Below are 15,603 nucleotides of genomic sequence, written 5' to 3' on the forward strand. Positions count from 1 at the left end.
ATGAGGTTCGGCTCCGCTCCTATGTGAACCACCAGATCTACGCCCAGGAGCATGGGCTGGACTACCGCCTGGAGATCGGTCTCGGCGAGGGGGTGACGAACAAGTTCTTCTACAAGACGACGATCCTCCGCAGGATCCTGCCCAGATATGACTGGATCGCATGGATTGATGATGATGCGTTCTTCACCGACTTCACCCGGAACACCATCGGCGAGCTGGTCGATGCTGCCGAGTCCGAGGGCAAGTTCCTCGTCATCGCGGAAGGACCGGAGGAACCCAACGGCTTCTGGTCGCGCATCAACACCGGAGTCGTTCTCCTGAAGAACGACAGCCGAGGCGAGCAGTTGCTGGACCTCATGTGTAACGCGGACCTCGGCGCTGTCAGGGCCTGGTGGGATGACACGCGGGATGGGGTCTTCACCGGCGGCGATCAGGACCAGATGTGGTGGGTGCTGCAGGAGACCAGTCTCATCTCGGACACGTCGATCGTCGGTCATCGTGAGCTGAACTCGCGGGGCCATTACTACGAAAGTTCTTTGGACGACGCTGCAGTCATGCACTTCTGCGGTCATCGGGACAAGCCGCTCGGCATCGCAAGGTTTGCTGAACGATTCCACATAGGGCATGAGCTCGTGCCCGAGGAACTGCTGGACAAGTACAGCGTCACGGTCAGGTCGCCCATGAACGGGACGGAGCGGTCCGTGAGGGCGTTGCGCCAGGAAGCGATCGGTCGGGCCAAGCCGTACCTGAAGCCCCTGGCCGTCCGCTGGCGTGAGTACTCACGATCGAGAGCGGGAAAGGGCGGGGCGCGGTGACGAAGAAGCGAGAGGTCGACGCGACCGTCATCGTCCCGTCGTACCGAGGAGTGGATCGGCTGCCACTGCTGCTGGACAGCCTGGCCGTCCAGCAGGGCGGCACGCCGTCCTTCGAGGTTATCGTCGTCGTTGACGGCGTCGACGATGGCTCGGTGGCGCTCCTCGAGAACGAGTCGAGGCTCGACCTGCGCAGCATCGTCTTCCCGGAGAATCGTGGGCGAGTCGCCGCGCTCAACGCGGGATTCGAGGCCGCCCGCGGCGACGTGCTGATCCGCTGCGACGACGACCTCGTGGTTCCGTCCGGCTACGTCGCTGCCCACTTCGACGCGCACGCCTCCGGAGACCCGGTCGGCGTCGTCGGCCCGACCCGGGACATCCATGCCCTCAGCCCGTACGCCCGCGCATACGGCGAGGACGCGGCGAGGAAGTCATACGCCCATGTGCTCAGCCGGCCGCCGTCCGAGCGGTGGCGGCTCTGGGCCGCGAGCTGCTCGATCACAAAGTCGACCTGGGAGTCCATCGGGACCTACGACGACAGGTACCGGGGCTACGGCTGGGAAGACGTCGACTACGGCTACCGGCTCCACGCTGCGGGCCTTCCAATCGAGGTGGTCGACGATGCGACGGCAGAGCACCACGGGCCGGCCCGCACAACCCGTGCCCGCTCGATCAAGGCCTTCGAGGCCGGTTGGGCACGCGCGACCTTCCTAAGGCTGCATCCGAAGGCTCCGATCGGGGCGCCAGCAGCCGGAAAAGGACTCTGGGGAGCGGCGGTTCGACTCACCGCATCGTCCATGCGCTCCAGGCAAGCAGTGGAGCGAGGAGCAGGGTGGGTCGACAGAATTCTTCCCCTCGTATTGACGCCGGTGGGCAGAAAGCTCGTCGCACTCGCCGTCGAGGGAGCCGGCCTCGCCGGTGCGACGCGCTCCAGCGGTGATCGGGGAAGGAACCGATGAGTCCTCGCATCGCGATCGCGCACGACTACCTCACGCAGCGTGGGGGAGCGGAACGAGTGGTGCTCTCCCTCGCGAAGGCGTTCCCCGAGGCGGAGATCCACACGCTGTTCTACGAGCCGGAGCAGACCTACCCGGAGTTCCGGGAGATGCGAATCCGCACGAGCGGCCTGAACCGCCTCGGCGCGTTCCGGCGGGATCCTCGGATCGCCCTGCCCCTCCTCGCCGCAGCCTCTTCGCGGATGGAGATCGATGCGGATGTCGTGATCGCTTCCTCGTCCGGCTGGGCGCACGCCTTCCCGACCACGGGGAGGAAGACCGTGTACTGCCATTCGCCTGCCCGCTGGCTCTACCTGCCCGATGACTACCTCGGTGAGGCCGGTCCGCTCGATCCGAAGCGGATCGCGCTCAAGGCGCTCACTCCGTTCCTCACGAGATGGGATCAGCGCGCCGCACGGACCGCGGACCTGTATCTCGCGAACTCCTCCGTCGTTCGTGAGCGGATTCAGCGCGTCTACGGGATCGCCGCTCCTACGCTGTTCCCGCCGTTCAGCCCGGCCGTCGCCGAGGGCGAGCAGGAGCCGATCGGTGAGCTCGCAGGATGGGCCGGGGAAGACGGGACTGAAGGTGGCCACTACCTCGTGGTCTCGAGGCTCCAGCCGTACAAGCACGTCGACTCCGTGATCGAGGCCTTCGCCGAGATGCCGGATCGGCGGCTGCTCGTGATCGGCCGAGGGCCCGAGAAGCAACGCCTGCGGGATATGGCCCCCGCGAACGTGCGCCTGGTCGAGGGGCTCTCCGACGCGCAGATGCGGTGGGCGTACGGCCATGCCACGGCACTCATTGCCGCGAGCCACGAGGACTTCGGCCTGACCCCGCTCGAGGCGGGAGCACATGGGGTCCCGACCATCGCACTGCGCGCGGGCGGATACCTCGATACGGTGATGGAGGGCGTGAGCGGGGCGTTCTTCGACTCTCCGGACCCCAGCACGATTCGTCGTTCCATCGATCATCACTCCCGGGGCGTCTTCCCGGACCCGCACGCAATTCGCGCGAGAGCGGAGCAGTTCTCCGAAGAGCGTTTCCACGCCGAGCTGCGCACGCTCATCGATGACCTCAGAAGGAGCACTACCCCGTGACAGTTGAGCAGGGTCCGGAAACGCCCGAGGCGCGGAACGAACGGACGACCGGGACACTCCGCCTCCTGCTGCGGCTCCTCGATCGACCGACACGGTGGCGGCTCGTGATCGCGGCGGCGCTCTCGGGCGCCCTGGCCCTCGTGGAGACAGTCGCAATCGTGACGGTGCTCCCGCTGGTCCAGATCGCCATCGGAGCACCCCTTGACGACGGTGCGACTGGAGTGGTGTGGAATCTGCTGGGCCAGCCGGGACGGGGAACGTTCGGTATGGTCCTCGTCGGCGTCGTGGTGGGGCTCTTCATCCTGAAGGACGTCCTGGCGATGGTCTTCGTCTGGTGGCAGTCCGGATTCGTGATGGACAAACGGGTCGAGATGTCCACCAGGCTCTTTCAGGGGTTCCTTCATGAACCAATGGCGGTGTTCCGTCGCCGCAACATCGGAGAGGCCATCCGCACCATGAACGCGGCGGTAGGGCAGGTGTTCAACACCGTAAGTTCCGCGATCACGATCGTCTCGTCCGGGCTCACCGTCACCGCGATCCTGGTCGCTTTGCTGGTGACCACCCCAGTGCAGGCGATGCTCGCCCTGATCTACTTCGGCATCGCTGCTCTTGCCTATCTTCGAGTCGTCCGCCCGAGGATCGCGCAGGTCGGCGACGACATCATGGAGGGCTCGAAGGTTGCCACGATCGCAGGCCTCCAGGGCCTGCAGGGGTTCAAGGAGGTCAAAGTTCGCGGGTCCGCGCACGTTTTCGTAGAGCGATTCAGAAGAGGCCTTCTGATTAACGAGCGAGCTTCGCGTGAGGGGAACTTCTACAGCTCGATCACCAAGTATCTGTTGGAGATCCTCTTCATCCTCGGAGTTGGCGTGCTCCTCACGGTCAGCTTCCTGTCCGGGGCAGCGAACCAGGCTGTGGGGTCGCTAGCGCTCTTCGTCGCCGCAGGGTTCCGGCTCCTCCCGAACATCTCTTCGTTGGTGGGTGCGGTCAACGGATTCCGCATCGGGCGGGCGTCCGTCCTTCTGGTCGAGGATGAGCTTCGCGATGCAGCCCAGCGCGCTGGAATGCCTCAGACGGAAGAATGCGCACCGATGACCCTCTCGAAGTCGCTTCGGATCGAAGGCGTGCATTATCGCTACCCCGGAGCGGAGCACGAGGTGCTGCGGGGCATCGACCTCGACATCCCCGCGGGTAGTTCGGTTGCCTTCGTCGGTTCGTCGGGGGCGGGGAAGACGACACTCGTGGATCTGGCGCTCGGCTTGCTCACCCCGACCAGCGGGAATATCAGAGCCGACGAGGTGAACATCGCCGAAGGCGTCGAAAGCTGGCGACGCATCTGCGGCGTGGTCGCCCAGGACGTCTTCATCGCCGAAGACACGGTGCGGAAGAACGTCCTCTTCGACGTGCCAGTCGAGGAAGCCGACGAGCAGCGTCTGCGGCAGGCCGTCAAGATGGCGCAGCTCGAAGACGTCGTCGAAGCGTTACCCGGCGGTCTGGATGGTGACGTCGGGGACTGGGGGAGTCGGCTCTCCGGTGGTCAGCGGCAGAGGCTGGGAATTGCGCGCGCTCTCTACCGCTCCCCGCAGCTTCTCGTGCTCGATGAAGCGACCTCGGCTCTCGACAACGAGACCGAGCGCAGAATCACCGAGACTGTCAATGCGCTGCCTGGCGACATGACGGTCATCGTCGTCGCGCACCGACTCTCGACCGTCAAGAACGTCGACACCGTCGTCTACATGGAGAACGGCCGGGTCGCCGGGACCGGGACGTTCGACGAGCTGCGGCGGAGTAATGCCGGGTTCGCTCACCTCGTCGAGCTCGGGGATCTCTCGACGTCTCGAGGCGAACCCGATGACGCGAATCCTGAATTGGGCAGCCAGGTGAAAGGGCTGAATGATGGCTCGGGGCGGACGCCATGAGAACCCCCAAGGTCGAGAACCCGTACTCACCGCAGGTGCGACGGATCGACTTCGTCGTCGACACCGTGGAAGGAGCTCCCCTTCGCTATCGCGTCCAGACCCCCATTGCGGGTCTCGAGCGTCGTGGCATTCTGGCGCTCGTGCACGATGCAGCCGACCCGGAGCTGCCGGGCAAGGTGGTGGGCGCTGATGCGGTGATCGTGTTTCGAGTCCCGGCAACGAGAGTGCTTGCGCGCTCTCTGGCCAAGATCCGAGAGCAGCTCCCGGACACGATCCTTGCATTCGATATAGACGATGCTCTCTTCGATGTGGAGAGTAACGGGTTTGCAGGGGAGGCTGCGGAGTTTGCGATGCGTTACCAGGAGACAGTTCTTCTGTGCGGACGGATGCTGGGGTCGACGGAGGCTATAGCGAACCTCGCCCAAACCCAGTTGGGTGTCCCTGCCACGCCATTCCGTAATGGAGTGCACCCCGCTCAGATGGAGCTGTCTGAACGAGCTCGTCGCCGACCTCGGGTGCCGGGGCCGGTGCGTGTGGCGATGTTCGACGGGTCCGGAACGCACGGGCCCGGTCTGAGCTGGCTCTCACCGGCCATCGCAGAACTGCTCCGCTCGAGACGTCACAGAGGTGTCCACTTCTGGGCGTTCGGGGCTCATTCAAGTCCCGAGCCACTCGGTGAGCTCGGCAGAAGGTTTCACCGAGTGCCTTTCATGGACTGGAAGGATCTCCCGATGTGGATGCGCCAGATGGATCTTGTTCTAGCGCCGAACATGGACAACCCCACGATTGCTGACACCAAATCTGCACTGAAATGGCTCGAGTCGGGAGCGGTGGGTGTGCCGACGCTTGCTCAAGCGACACGTCCGTACCGGGAAGCGGTGACGCCGAATGTAGACGGCGCACTGGTGGGGCAACGCACACTCGACGCGTGGACAGAAGCGATGGATCGCCAGCTGTCCCAGCCGGCTGAACGGCGAAGAATGGGGAAGAACGCTCTCCGATCAGTTGCTCGCCACAGCTGCGAGGCCGTGGCGGACGATCTGCTGAGATCGTTGTCGGACTTGGCTGTCTCATCCGCTGCCGTGTTGTCCGTGTCCCCGGGCCAGGTCTCTGTTGAGGGAACTCCTCTCAAGAGCATTCCCACGGCCACTCCGCTGCGAAGCAAGGCGCCCCTGGGGCGCCGAGCGATCCTCAAAGCCCTGGCCGGTGAGGCTCGAACACCAGCACGCTGATCCCGGGGGAGGGGGCTATAGACGTGCGGCGACGATGTCGTCCCAGTGGAGTGAATCGGTGACAGAGAACGGCACGGTGACATCGCCCGGCTGCCAGGCGTTCTCGGGGATCTTCTCGCCGGAGAGCATGCCGTGCCACGCGGCGCGCAGCTCGCTCTCGTCCATCGCCCCGAGACGGCGCCAGTGCCATCCCGCATCGGCGTCCAGCTCTGCCGCGTCGAGCGCTCGTGAACCGTGCTCCACCTTGGCCCGGAACTGCTCGAAGCTGCGCCACGGGAGATGGACGATGCCGAGACCAGGGACGATGTCGCCGGGGCGCATCACACGGTGGTTCCCCATGCCGATCACCGCTCCTCGCATCGGGCGGAAGGCCATCTTCGGGTCATGGTGAGCCATCGGATCCAGTCGCCACGCCCCGTCCTGAAGCGGATCGGGAAAGGCGTTCACGAGTTCGCCGACGACGATGGGTGCGGCAGTGCTGCGCAGCACGTCGGCGATGGAGCCGCCCTGTCCCATCCAGCGCTCATCGGCGTCGAAGGGCAGAACCCAGGCGGCTCCCGCTCGTCGTGCGGCATCAGCGAGGACGGTCATCTTCGCGGACTGCTCGAATGCGGTCCATGAGTCGTCGCCGACGATCACGGGAAGGTCTCGTGGGGCGGAGGCGAGCACGTCCCGTGTGGCGTCGGTCGATCCGTTGTCCACGCAGAGCACGCGGTCCACGCCCTGTGACGCCAGCTGAGTGAGCGTGCCCTCCAGGACGTCAGCCTCGTTCCGGACCATGGCGATGCCCCAGATCTCGCCCCGGCCCGCAGTCGGCAGCGGGGGAAGAGTGATCCCCTCCGCGGCACGTCGCAGTGCGTTACGACGGCGGACTCTAAAGGCGACGGCGTCGCACGCTGCAGCCGCGCTTCGGCGAGCGACGAAGAGACGATGCTTGGCGGCTTGCGCGGTCGCCAGTGGATTAATAGACGGCAGCTTGCTCATCCAGCTGCTCCTCGGAGCGGCGAGTACTCGGTGCGGGGCCAGGCCGGGTCGAACATCGGGGCGATGAGGCTTCCGTCAGGTGTGATCTCGTGGTGGGACGGCGCGATCGCGAGATGCTCGTCGACGGACGAGGAGGCCAGGTGGCTGCCCCAGTAGGAGAATGTCGAGTTCGCGAGGACCAGGGTGGTGGCTGAGGACAGCGCAGCGAGATCGTCGAACGGCGAGGACCTGCCTTCGAGCGTCCGGATATCGCCGAGCACTGACGTGAGCTCCCGGCGACACCAGTCGACGTCGTCGGAGACGACCAGGACGTCGTCGACAGGACGACCGGCCTGTAGCACGAGCTCTGCTGCACCGGCGACGTGGCTCTGTATGTCCAGGCCGAATCGTGAGAAGAACTCGGGCACCTCGTAGTAGTCGCCACGGCGCACGTTCACCACAAGGGTCTCGGGAGCGATCTGATCTCGGATCCGTGAGCGTCGTGCGCGGAAGGAGTCGCTGCTGTCCACGAGCGCCAGGCAGAAGTCCCTGTTCTGCGCGCGATCGAAGTCGTGGTCGAAGAAGAAGCGGGTCGCGAACCGGCGGCGATCGAGGAGGGAGATCTCCCTCTCGTCGATCGTGAGGTCCTGGAGGAGTGGGAACTCGTCGATCCAGTCGGGCATGGTGGCGGAGCGCAGCACGGCGGCACGTCGTCCGGCGCGCTGTTCAAGATGGGCCCACTGCCACAGGTAGAGGTTGTTGCCGCCCCGGATGGCGTCCGACGATCCCTGGATAGTGCGTGCTCCGGGACGCTCGCGCACGGTGTTCAGCAGGCTTCGTGCCGTGCTCTCCGCCGCCGACCGGATCATCGGATCGTTCCTCCTGCCTCGAGAAGGGCGAGCTCGTTCTGGAACTGCGTGGATGGGGCGTGGTCGAGCGCGAGGGCGATCTCATGGATCCGCCACCGCCAGTCCAGCGTCGCACGCGCATGAGCGTGAGTCTGCGCAGGAATCGATGGGGACCAGCGAACGACGACCTCACGGATCTGCTCGATCCCACGGGAGAGGTTTGAGGGATCGATCTCGATCGTGGCCGCAGGACCAAGCGTCCGATCAGCGGCGCTCGGCGCGACCCCCGCGACGATCGCTCCCGCCCCGAGCGCGTCGGTCCAACGCCCAGTGACGTAGTCCCTGGTCGGATGTGTGTAGTCGGCAGGGCTCACGAGATTGGAGAAGGCGAGCACGAACTTGGAGCGCAGCAGGGCCGAGCGCACGTTCTGCTGGTTCACCGCAGGATCCGGATCCATGGCAGGCCGTCCTTCGAAGGTTAGTCCAACGGCCGCAGCGGCTTCCTCCGTGCGACGGTCATCGTCCCAAGCGGCAGGCTGTCGTCCGATGCGGAGCAGGTCGACAGTGCGTTCGGTCGGCAGGTCCTTGATCGCGAGGGTGTCGGTGCCCCAGGGTGCCCAGTGGATCTCGGTCCCAGTCGCGGATTTCCATTCGTCCTGCAGGTCACAGTCGGTGATGAAGATGTGGTCGAAATGCCCGCGGTGCCGTGCCATGCGCGAGATGCGATCACTCCAGAAGGAGTCGATCACCCAGGCAGCGGTCGTGCGGTACCCGGGCAGCCAATGGTGCAGGCGGGCGGCGTAGGCGAGGTGAGCCGGGTTCGAGGCGAGGACGAGAAGCGCTCGTCGGCTCGAACGGTGCCGCGGGAGCTGTCCGAGGAGCTTGCGGGCGATCGAGACCTCGCCCTGATCCTGCAGGGTGACGAGGTTGCCTTCGAGGAGCCGAGCGGTGAGATCGGCGAGCTGGTCGATGGGTCCCCAGCCGTTCCCACCCGCTCGGATGTAAAGGATGTCGAAAGTCATCGCCCCGGTGCCTCCGAGAGAGTGATCTCGTCGGTGCGAGGAGTGGGAGAGCGACGGAGGATGCGGAAGGTGAGGATTCCCTGCAGCGCACCGAGGTTCCCACCGAGGATTCGCGCGGTGCGCAGCCGGTCGGCTCGGCTCTGTCGACGCAGGAGTCCCGGGAGGTGGCGAGCCACTTCGCCCAGGGAGTACGCGGTGCTCGGTCCGGACATCCCTTGCTCGCGATATCGGGTCCAGAGCAGGATCCTCGCGAAGTTCTGGATCCGCTGCTGTCGGAACAGAGGACGGGGCGTGTCCTTCAGCCGGTAGTGCACGACGGCGCGAGGGCGCACGACGACGCGCACGCCGGCAAGCTGTGCACGCCATGCGAAGTCCGTCTCCTCCGCCCCGCCCGGGTACGAGTGATCCATCCCGTGCAGCGTGAGATAGCGGTCTCGTCGGATGGCGAAGCCATTGCCGGGAACCGTGGGGAGGTATCCCGCATACGGGGGCGGCTGTGAAGACTCATCGGGGACCGAAGCACGGTCGGGGTCCGGGCCGATGTCGTAGGCGCGGAGAACCTCCACGTCATTGAAGCGCTGGTGATGCAGAGCGCTCGCGACGAGGACATCGGCACCGCGGGACAGTGGTGTCGACAGCTCGACGACCCATTGCGGGTCCACGAGATCGTCGGCATCGCAGAAGAGCAGGATCTCGCCCGCTGCGGCCGCGGCACCCCGGTTCCGGGCGTGGCTGGCGCTTGCAGGGCCCGAGGCGTCGACGACCCGCAGATCCAGGGATCCTGCGTCGTCGAGTGCGCGCTGTGCCGTGCCGTCGGTGCTGTTGTTGTCACAGACCAGAACCTCGAAGGGCTCGGCGCCTTCTTGCTCGCGCAGCGCCTCGAGCTGCTCGCCGATCACGCTCGCCGCATTGTGTGCGGGGATGATGACACTGAGGCGCGGAGGGGTCCTGCTCACGTCAGCTCACCTCCGCGATCTGCTCGTCCGGATCCAGGTCGCGCAGCTTACGAGCGGGAACGCCTGCGTAGACGCTGTCGGGAAGACAGTCAGCGGTTACCACGGCTCCTGCGCCGATGATGCAACCAGCGCCGATCGTGATGCCCGGGAGGATGATGACCCCTGCGCCGATCCATGCGCCGTCACCGATGGTGATGCCGCGGTGGGCGCCAGCTGAGGCCCGTTGCATGGACGGCCCGATCTCGTGCCCACCGGTCACGAACATCGCGCGGGGCCCTACGGTGACATGGGTTCCGAGGTGGATCGGGCCCACATCGAAGTAGGCCTGATTGTTGATGAAGCTTCCTGCGCCGACGCTGATCGAGTTCGGATTGCAGAAGGTGACGCCGTGGCCTAGCGCGACGCCGTCGACGCCGGCAACGCCCAGCCGAGCCAGGAGTCGAGCCCGGTGCCGGATCGGCACCACGGGAGATCCTGCGGCCAGGAGGAGTGCCCGCCTCACGGACCCTGCGAGCGGCAGCTTCATGCGGTCACCGTCCCTTCCGAAGGATCGACGGAGTGAGTGGGCGAAGAGGAGAGTCCGTGCCCTGGCGTCGACGCAGGCGCCTTTCGAGGCCATCCGAAGCGAAGCGATCCGCTCGCATTGCCGAGGGCATGGGACCACCGCATGGCGACGTCGAACGGCGCGACCGAGCGACGGAACGGCATAAGGACAGTCGCCGCCAGGCATCGGGCGATGTCGACCGGCCACGGCGGGACGGGCGACTGCGAGGACGCTCCGTGGACGATCAGCAGCCGCCGTCGGGCCCGTGCGTCGTGGAACCCGCGGCGCATGCGCTGCGTCGCGGACCACTTCCCTCGATACGCGATGCGGACCGACTCCGCGACCGGGACCCGGTGGCCGTCGCGCCGAGACCGGAAGGCGAGGTCGTTGTCGTCGCCGTAGTGGGCGAAGCCCTGGTCGAAGCCCTGCAGCTCCAGCAGCGTCGAACGTGCCGCACCGAAGTTCCCTGCCATCAGGACGGGGAACGGACCGGTCTGCTTGTCCGCCGGCGCACTCCACTCCGGGGGAGGAGCGTCGAACTCCCGGCGGACCGCCTCGAGCCCGGCCGAGAACGGCGCCTCGGTCAGCAGGATCGACTCCCCGGTCCAGAGCAGCGAGTCCAGAGTCGAGAGATGTCCGTTCCTCACCCATGTCCGTGAGACGACGTCATCCGCGTCGCAGAACTGCAGCGATTCGGCGCGAGCATGGGAGATCCCCACGTTCCGCGCATAGGAGGAGCCCTGATGCTCGTGTGCGCGGACGATCCGCAGATCGAAAGCGCTGGAGTGCAGGAAGTCCGCGACGTCCTCGTCGAGGCGCTGCGCGGGGTCGTTGTCCACGAGGATCACCTCGAACGACGGTGCGTCGACCTGATCCGAGAGCGAGGCCAGCTGGAGCGCGATGGTCGCCTGCGCCTGGAAGCACGGGATGATCACGCTGACCGATGGACCGGCCACGTCTCCCTCCTTGCTCCTCACCGGATGCCCGCGCTCGGCGCGGGCGTGCGACGAGTCGAACGATAGCGGCAACTCGAGGGCTCCGGTCGAAAGTCTCGCCGTCCTCGCTCGCCTCTCAGGCCGCACGCTCGCCTTGAACGCGTGCTACCCGCCGTCGGACGGTCGAGGCGGCCCCGGAACAGGGAAGAACCTCGTGGCCTCCAGACCCAGCTCCCGGACCTGTCCGAAGCGTCTCGCACGAGACCCGGGCCTGCACGGGTACTAACGGCCGGCCCGCACCCTCGCGCGCAGTTTCCTCGCCTGCGCGAGGGCGTGGGCGGGGCGGTGCCACCATCGGGTCCCGTGCACGGGGCCCATCATCTGGTTCGTGGCGTCCCACTCCTGCTTCCGGAGTGCCTGGAACTCGGGTGAACTCGAGGTGACGGACAAGTCGGTCTCGACTCGGGCGCCGACGAGGACACGGTTCGGATGCTTCTGCTGCATGAACAGCCAGTCGTCGCCGCCCCAGATCTTCACCTGATCAGGGATCGGGACGTAGTCGTCGGCGCGGAGGAACATGATCATCCCAAACCCGAGGGTGACGTGCTCGTAGGTCGCTACCCGGGTGCGGATCTTCTCGGCGCGGGGACGGTTCATGTGCGCGCCGTCGATCCCGACGATCCCGACGAACGGCTTCGCGAGAGCCGCTGCGGCGTGGTCGATCAGCTCGGGATCGAACCGCATGTCGTCGTTGATGATCGCGACGTACTCGCCCCGTGCCTCACGGGCGCCGAGGTTCCACGCGGGGTTCACGAAGATGTTCTCGCCCTGATCGAGCACCCGCACCTTCGAGGAGCCGTACTCGAGCGGGGCGGGGGCGTTGTTGATGACGAGCACCTCCGCGACCAGCGGATGCGCCGCGCAGAGCTCGACCATGGCGTGGAGGTCGTCGGATCGCTGCAGCGTCGGGATTACGACAGAGAACTGTCCCGCATAGTCCATGCGTCAGAACTTAACCCTTTTCGCGAGGGGTCATGGGACGGCGCCCGGCGCCGCGGTGCTTGGCATGGGAAGCAGATCGCCGCCGACATCACCGGCACGCTCACACTGAGCACCACCCGGCAGCCGGTCCAGCTCTCTCGTGCCCTCACGCAGCGGACCTACCTCTCGCTCTGGGGCGCGTGGGCGCCCGCGTTAGCCCGGCGTCGCTGATCACAATTTCTGCACAACTGTGCTCGTCTGTCGCCACCCACGATTAAAGTCGCAACCAAACGTCGCTTCGCCCGTTATCTCCCTAGGGTGCTCGAGGTGGCGGGGCGTCGGGCCGAACGGTCCGGCGCAGGGGTGTGAGACGGTGGCAGTGGTCGCCGATGAGCCGTGGAGGGGCTGTTGAACGCTGTTCCCGGGGACCTGGGAGTGGGGACCTTGACCGATCTAGACGCCGAGCGGGCTGCGCCGGCACGTCGCCGATCCTCGACGCGGACCCGGCGCACGCCGGAGGCACGGCTGCGCCTGCTGACGCTGCCGGCCATGATCGTCGCGGACGTGCTCGCGCTCGCCCTCGCGGTGGGCATCGCGTTCGCCGTGCGCCAGCTCGTCCTGCCGCCGGCCGGCGATCTCCGCGAGAACGTCGCCAGCGCCTCCCTCGTCATGGCGCTGGGCTGGCTGGCCGCGATCGCGATGCTCGGCGGGTACGACCGTCGTCAGCTCACCTCCGGCCCGCAGCTCTACCGCAACGTGCTCCACGCCTCCGGTGCCGCCTTCGGGGTGATCGGAGCGTTCGTCTACCTCCTGGATCTCGAGCTCTCCCGCGCCTTCTTCCTCGCGCTCTTCGTGGCGGGCCCGCCGCTGCTGCTGCTGAACCGGCTGCTGCTGCGGCGCGGCCTCGCCACCGCCCGCGTGCGCGGCCGCTTCCGCCAGTCGGTGATCGCCGTGGGCTCCCTCGGCCACGTCGACGGGATCGCCGCGACCCTGCACCGCGAGCGGTGGCTCGGCTACGACATCGTGGGAGCCGTGACCCCAGGCGGCATCGCCGACTCCTCCCGGCTCGGGATCCCCGTGCTCGGCGCGGAGCGTGACCTGCTGGCGATCGCGGAGTCCGCCGCCCCGGACATGCTCCTGTTCACCGCCGGCTCCTCCGCGAGCGCGGAGGAGTTCCGCCGCACCGCCTGGAAGCTCGAGCACGAGAAGATCGGCGTGATCGTGGTCCCCGCCCTCACCGAGATCTCCGCGGACCGCGTCACCATGCGCCCCGTCGCGGGCCTGCCGCTGGTGCACATGGACCTGCCCCGCGCCCGCCAGGCCCTGCGCTGGACCAAGCGTCTGTTCGACGTGGTCGTCGCCGCGCTCGTCCTCGTCGTGATCTCCCCGCTGCTGGCCGTGATCGCGCTGCGCATCCGCGCTCACGACGGAGGACCGGTGATCTTCCGCCAGCAGCGCGTGGGCCGCGACGGGAAGAACTTCGAGTTCCTGAAGTTCCGCACGATGATCACCGACGCCGAGGCCGTGAAGGTCGAGATGGTCGAGCGCGCCGTCCAGGACCGCGGCAACACGGTCATGTTCAAGATGCAGAACGACCCCCGCATCACCGCCCCCGGACGCTTCCTGCGCCGCTTCTCCCTCGACGAGCTGCCGCAGCTGTGGAACGTGCTACGCGGCGACATGAGCCTCGTCGGCCCCCGTCCCGCCCTGCCCGGCGAGGTGGAGCGCTACGACGACGACGCCCGTCGGCGCCTGCACGTGCGCCCCGGCATCACCGGTCTGTGGCAGGTCTCCGGGCGCGGCGACCTCTCCTGGGAGGACACGGTGCGACTGGACACCTACTACGTCGACAACTGGTCCTTCACCCAGGACCTCCAGATCCTCATCCGCACGGTCAAGGCCGTGCTCGCCTCCTCGGGCGCCTACTGACGATGGCCCGGCCCGCCCCGGAGGCGGGGGCCGCGCAGCGCACCGGCCCTGCCCTTCCCCGCCCCCTCCGCCTCCTCGCCGCGCTCGTGCTGCTGCTCTACCCGCTCGCGGCGGGCGCGCTGCTGCTGACCTCGGACGGCTGGGCCGTGAACCGTCTGAACGTCCGGATCTGGTACGCCGTCACCGGTGCCGTGGGCCTGCGTGAGCAGATCACCCCGGAGACGTTCGCGGCGCTCGCGAACATGGCGCTGTTCGTGCCGTTCTTCGCGGCGCTCGCCGTGCTGGTGCCCACCTGGTGGTGGGTGGCGGCCGGCGCGGGGCTCTCGATCGCGGTCGAGCTCTACCAGGGCGAGATCGGCACGCGGGAGCAGGACCTGGTCGACATCCTCGCCAACACCGCGGGGGCCGCGCTCGGCGTCGGCCTCGGGCTGCTCGTGCGACGGCTCGCCGGGAGTCGCGCACGGAACCGCCGCACGGAGCGGCCGGCCGACGCGTCGGCCCGTCGGCCGGGGCTCAGCGGCGCAGGAAGCGCCCCCAGCGTGCCCACCACTCCCGGCGCACCTCGCGCCGAGACGGGGCATGGCCCAGGCGGAGGCCCAGATGATCGCGATTGACCTGCAGCGCCTCGACCAGCAGCCGGGCCTTCGACAAGGCGCCGTCGGCGTCCCGCAGCCGTGCCCGCCACACCTCGGAGGGGGCGGCGCCGTCGTGCACCGCCTGCCACACTCGCGCCCCGGGCAGGCCCTCCACGGTCTCCGGGCGACCGATTGCGAGCGCGAGCGGCACCTGGGCACCGAGCTCGGCGGCGAGACCCTCGATCCGCGCCCGCTCCGCCTCGTTCACCTCGGTCCAGGCCACGCGCACGTCATGGCGGGAGCGGCCGCTCGCATCGCGGGCGGCGTGCACCAGCAGCACCAGCCTCTGCGCGGTGAGATCCGGGACCGCGCACGCAGCGCCGCCGAGATCCACGCTCTCCCGGCGCGCCCACAGCTGCTCGAAGGTCGCCGCCGCATCCCGGTCCAGACCCGGGAAGGCGCGGTGAAGATCGGCCGTGCCCCACACGCGATGGTGGAACGTCGCGGCATGCGCGAACACGCTGCCGTGCTCGAAGGTGGTCATCTGCTCCCACCCGTCGGCCTCGAGCGCGGCCACCAGCGTCGCGACCTGCGCCGGGTCCACCAGCACGTCGCAGTCCGAGGAGCCGGCGCGGCCCTCGGCCAGCAGCGGATGCAGCGCCTCCCCCTTGAGGTGCAGGATTCTCACACCCGCACCTCGGGCAATATGGTCGAGGCAGCCATGGGCCATGCGCAGACGCACCGGGACCGGCACCTGCACGAGGGATGTCATGGGGGCAAGTGTAGGAGCCGCGG

General features: G+C 67.4%; 15 protein-coding genes. 7 read left to right on the plus strand and 8 right to left on the minus strand.

Translation table 11 applies throughout. The features are described 5' to 3' along the window. Nucleotides 1-23 precede the first annotated feature (23 nt). From Y09_RS03860 to Y09_RS16765, 5 genes are read left to right on the plus strand one after another with little or no spacing between them, the layout of a single operon-like run. The gene (locus tag Y09_RS03860) at nucleotides 24-815 is read left to right on the plus strand and encodes a hypothetical protein (protein WP_148639510.1); all 792 of its coding nucleotides are present in this window, start codon (nucleotides 24-26) and stop codon (nucleotides 813-815) included. After that, the gene (locus tag Y09_RS03865) at nucleotides 812-1,771 is read left to right on the plus strand and encodes a glycosyltransferase family 2 protein (protein WP_053916323.1); all 960 of its coding nucleotides are present in this window, start codon (nucleotides 812-814) and stop codon (nucleotides 1,769-1,771) included. The genes Y09_RS03860 and Y09_RS03865 overlap by 4 nt, the downstream gene beginning before the upstream one ends. Further along, nucleotides 1,768-2,907, plus strand: a complete 1,140-nt coding sequence (locus Y09_RS03870) for a glycosyltransferase (RefSeq protein ID WP_053916324.1) — start codon at nucleotides 1,768-1,770, stop codon at nucleotides 2,905-2,907. Before Y09_RS03865 ends, Y09_RS03870 begins: the two co-directional genes overlap by 4 nt. Further along, nucleotides 2,904-4,823 carry an ABC transporter ATP-binding protein gene (locus Y09_RS03875; protein WP_053916325.1) on the plus strand — a complete coding sequence of 640 codons (1,920 nt, stop codon included), beginning with the start codon at nucleotides 2,904-2,906 and terminating at the stop codon, nucleotides 4,821-4,823. The genes Y09_RS03870 and Y09_RS03875 overlap by 4 nt, the downstream gene beginning before the upstream one ends. Continuing rightward, the gene (locus Y09_RS16765; RefSeq protein WP_082358615.1) at nucleotides 4,820-6,055 is read left to right on the plus strand and encodes a glycosyltransferase family 4 protein; all 1,236 of its coding nucleotides are present in this window, start codon (nucleotides 4,820-4,822) and stop codon (nucleotides 6,053-6,055) included. The genes Y09_RS03875 and Y09_RS16765 overlap by 4 nt, the downstream gene beginning before the upstream one ends. 15 nt (nucleotides 6,056-6,070) lie before the next feature. On the opposite strand, the gene Y09_RS03880 is transcribed toward Y09_RS16765, so the two are convergent. From Y09_RS03880 to Y09_RS03910, 7 genes are all read right to left on the minus strand, one after another. Next, nucleotides 6,071-7,039 (minus strand): glycosyltransferase family 2 protein, encoded by a 969-nt coding sequence (locus tag Y09_RS03880; protein WP_082358616.1) that lies wholly within the window; start codon nucleotides 7,037-7,039, stop codon nucleotides 6,071-6,073. Beyond that, nucleotides 7,036-7,887, minus strand: a complete 852-nt coding sequence (locus Y09_RS03885; protein ID WP_053916327.1) for an alpha-1,2-fucosyltransferase — start codon at nucleotides 7,885-7,887, stop codon at nucleotides 7,036-7,038. The genes Y09_RS03880 and Y09_RS03885 overlap by 4 nt, the downstream gene beginning before the upstream one ends. Next, a complete protein-coding gene (locus tag Y09_RS03890; protein WP_053916328.1) occupies nucleotides 7,884-8,888 on the minus strand; it encodes a hypothetical protein in 1,005 nt (334 codons plus the stop codon). The genes Y09_RS03885 and Y09_RS03890 overlap by 4 nt, the downstream gene beginning before the upstream one ends. After that, nucleotides 8,885-9,844 (minus strand): glycosyltransferase family 2 protein, encoded by a 960-nt coding sequence (locus tag Y09_RS03895; protein WP_053916329.1) that lies wholly within the window; start codon nucleotides 9,842-9,844, stop codon nucleotides 8,885-8,887. The genes Y09_RS03890 and Y09_RS03895 overlap by 4 nt, the downstream gene beginning before the upstream one ends. Nucleotide 9,845: 1 nt before the next feature. Continuing rightward, nucleotides 9,846-10,370, minus strand: a complete 525-nt coding sequence (locus tag Y09_RS17440; protein WP_159419633.1) for a DapH/DapD/GlmU-related protein — start codon at nucleotides 10,368-10,370, stop codon at nucleotides 9,846-9,848. Further along, entirely contained in the window at nucleotides 10,367-11,344 is a 978-nt protein-coding gene (locus Y09_RS03905) for a glycosyltransferase family 2 protein (protein ID WP_053916331.1), read from the minus strand. Before Y09_RS03905 ends, Y09_RS17440 begins: the two co-directional genes overlap by 4 nt. A gap of 261 nt (nucleotides 11,345-11,605) precedes the next feature. Continuing rightward, nucleotides 11,606-12,325 carry a glycosyltransferase family 2 protein gene (locus tag Y09_RS03910; RefSeq protein ID WP_082358618.1) on the minus strand — a complete coding sequence of 240 codons (720 nt, stop codon included), beginning with the start codon at nucleotides 12,323-12,325 and terminating at the stop codon, nucleotides 11,606-11,608. 528 nt (nucleotides 12,326-12,853) lie between these two features. Between Y09_RS03910 and Y09_RS03915 the strand changes: the two genes are divergently transcribed. Both Y09_RS03915 and Y09_RS03920 read left to right on the plus strand, forming a co-directional pair. Continuing rightward, entirely contained in the window at nucleotides 12,854-14,233 is a 1,380-nt protein-coding gene (locus Y09_RS03915; RefSeq protein ID WP_234695619.1) for a sugar transferase, read from the plus strand. A gap of 2 nt (nucleotides 14,234-14,235) precedes the next feature. Next, nucleotides 14,236-14,847, plus strand: a complete 612-nt coding sequence (locus tag Y09_RS03920; RefSeq protein WP_053916333.1) for a VanZ family protein — start codon at nucleotides 14,236-14,238, stop codon at nucleotides 14,845-14,847. On the opposite strand, the gene Y09_RS03925 is transcribed toward Y09_RS03920, so the two are convergent. Further along, the gene (locus Y09_RS03925) at nucleotides 14,747-15,580 is read right to left on the minus strand and encodes a nucleotidyltransferase family protein (protein WP_234695620.1); all 834 of its coding nucleotides are present in this window, start codon (nucleotides 15,578-15,580) and stop codon (nucleotides 14,747-14,749) included. The genes Y09_RS03920 and Y09_RS03925 overlap by 101 nt on opposite strands. Nucleotides 15,581-15,603: the final 23 nt, after the last annotated feature.

This window comes from Brachybacterium sp. SW0106-09 (genome assembly GCF_001293905.1).
GTDB classification, from domain to species: Bacteria; Actinomycetota; Actinomycetes; order Actinomycetales; family Dermabacteraceae; genus Brachybacterium; species Brachybacterium conglomeratum.

Coding starts and splice junctions, on each gene's coding strand:
- Y09_RS03920 (WP_053916333.1), top strand. CDS start 14,236: ATGGCCCGGCCCGCCCCGGAGGCGGGGGCCGCGCAGCGCACCGGCCCT.
- Y09_RS03925 (WP_234695620.1), bottom strand. CDS start 15,580: ATGACATCCCTCGTGCAGGTGCCGGTCCCGGTGCGTCTGCGCATGGCC.
- Y09_RS03915 (WP_234695619.1), top strand. CDS start 12,854: ATGATCGTCGCGGACGTGCTCGCGCTCGCCCTCGCGGTGGGCATCGCG.
- Y09_RS03885 (WP_053916327.1), bottom strand. CDS start 7,887: ATGATCCGGTCGGCGGCGGAGAGCACGGCACGAAGCCTGCTGAACACC.
- Y09_RS16765 (WP_082358615.1), top strand. CDS start 4,820: ATGAGAACCCCCAAGGTCGAGAACCCGTACTCACCGCAGGTGCGACGG.
- Y09_RS03890 (WP_053916328.1), bottom strand. CDS start 8,888: ATGACTTTCGACATCCTTTACATCCGAGCGGGTGGGAACGGCTGGGGA.
- Y09_RS03870 (WP_053916324.1), top strand. CDS start 1,768: ATGAGTCCTCGCATCGCGATCGCGCACGACTACCTCACGCAGCGTGGG.
- Y09_RS03880 (WP_082358616.1), bottom strand. CDS start 7,039: ATGAGCAAGCTGCCGTCTATTAATCCACTGGCGACCGCGCAAGCCGCC.
- Y09_RS03910 (WP_082358618.1), bottom strand. CDS start 12,325: ATGGACTATGCGGGACAGTTCTCTGTCGTAATCCCGACGCTGCAGCGA.
- Y09_RS17440 (WP_159419633.1), bottom strand. CDS start 10,370: ATGAAGCTGCCGCTCGCAGGGTCCGTGAGGCGGGCACTCCTCCTGGCC.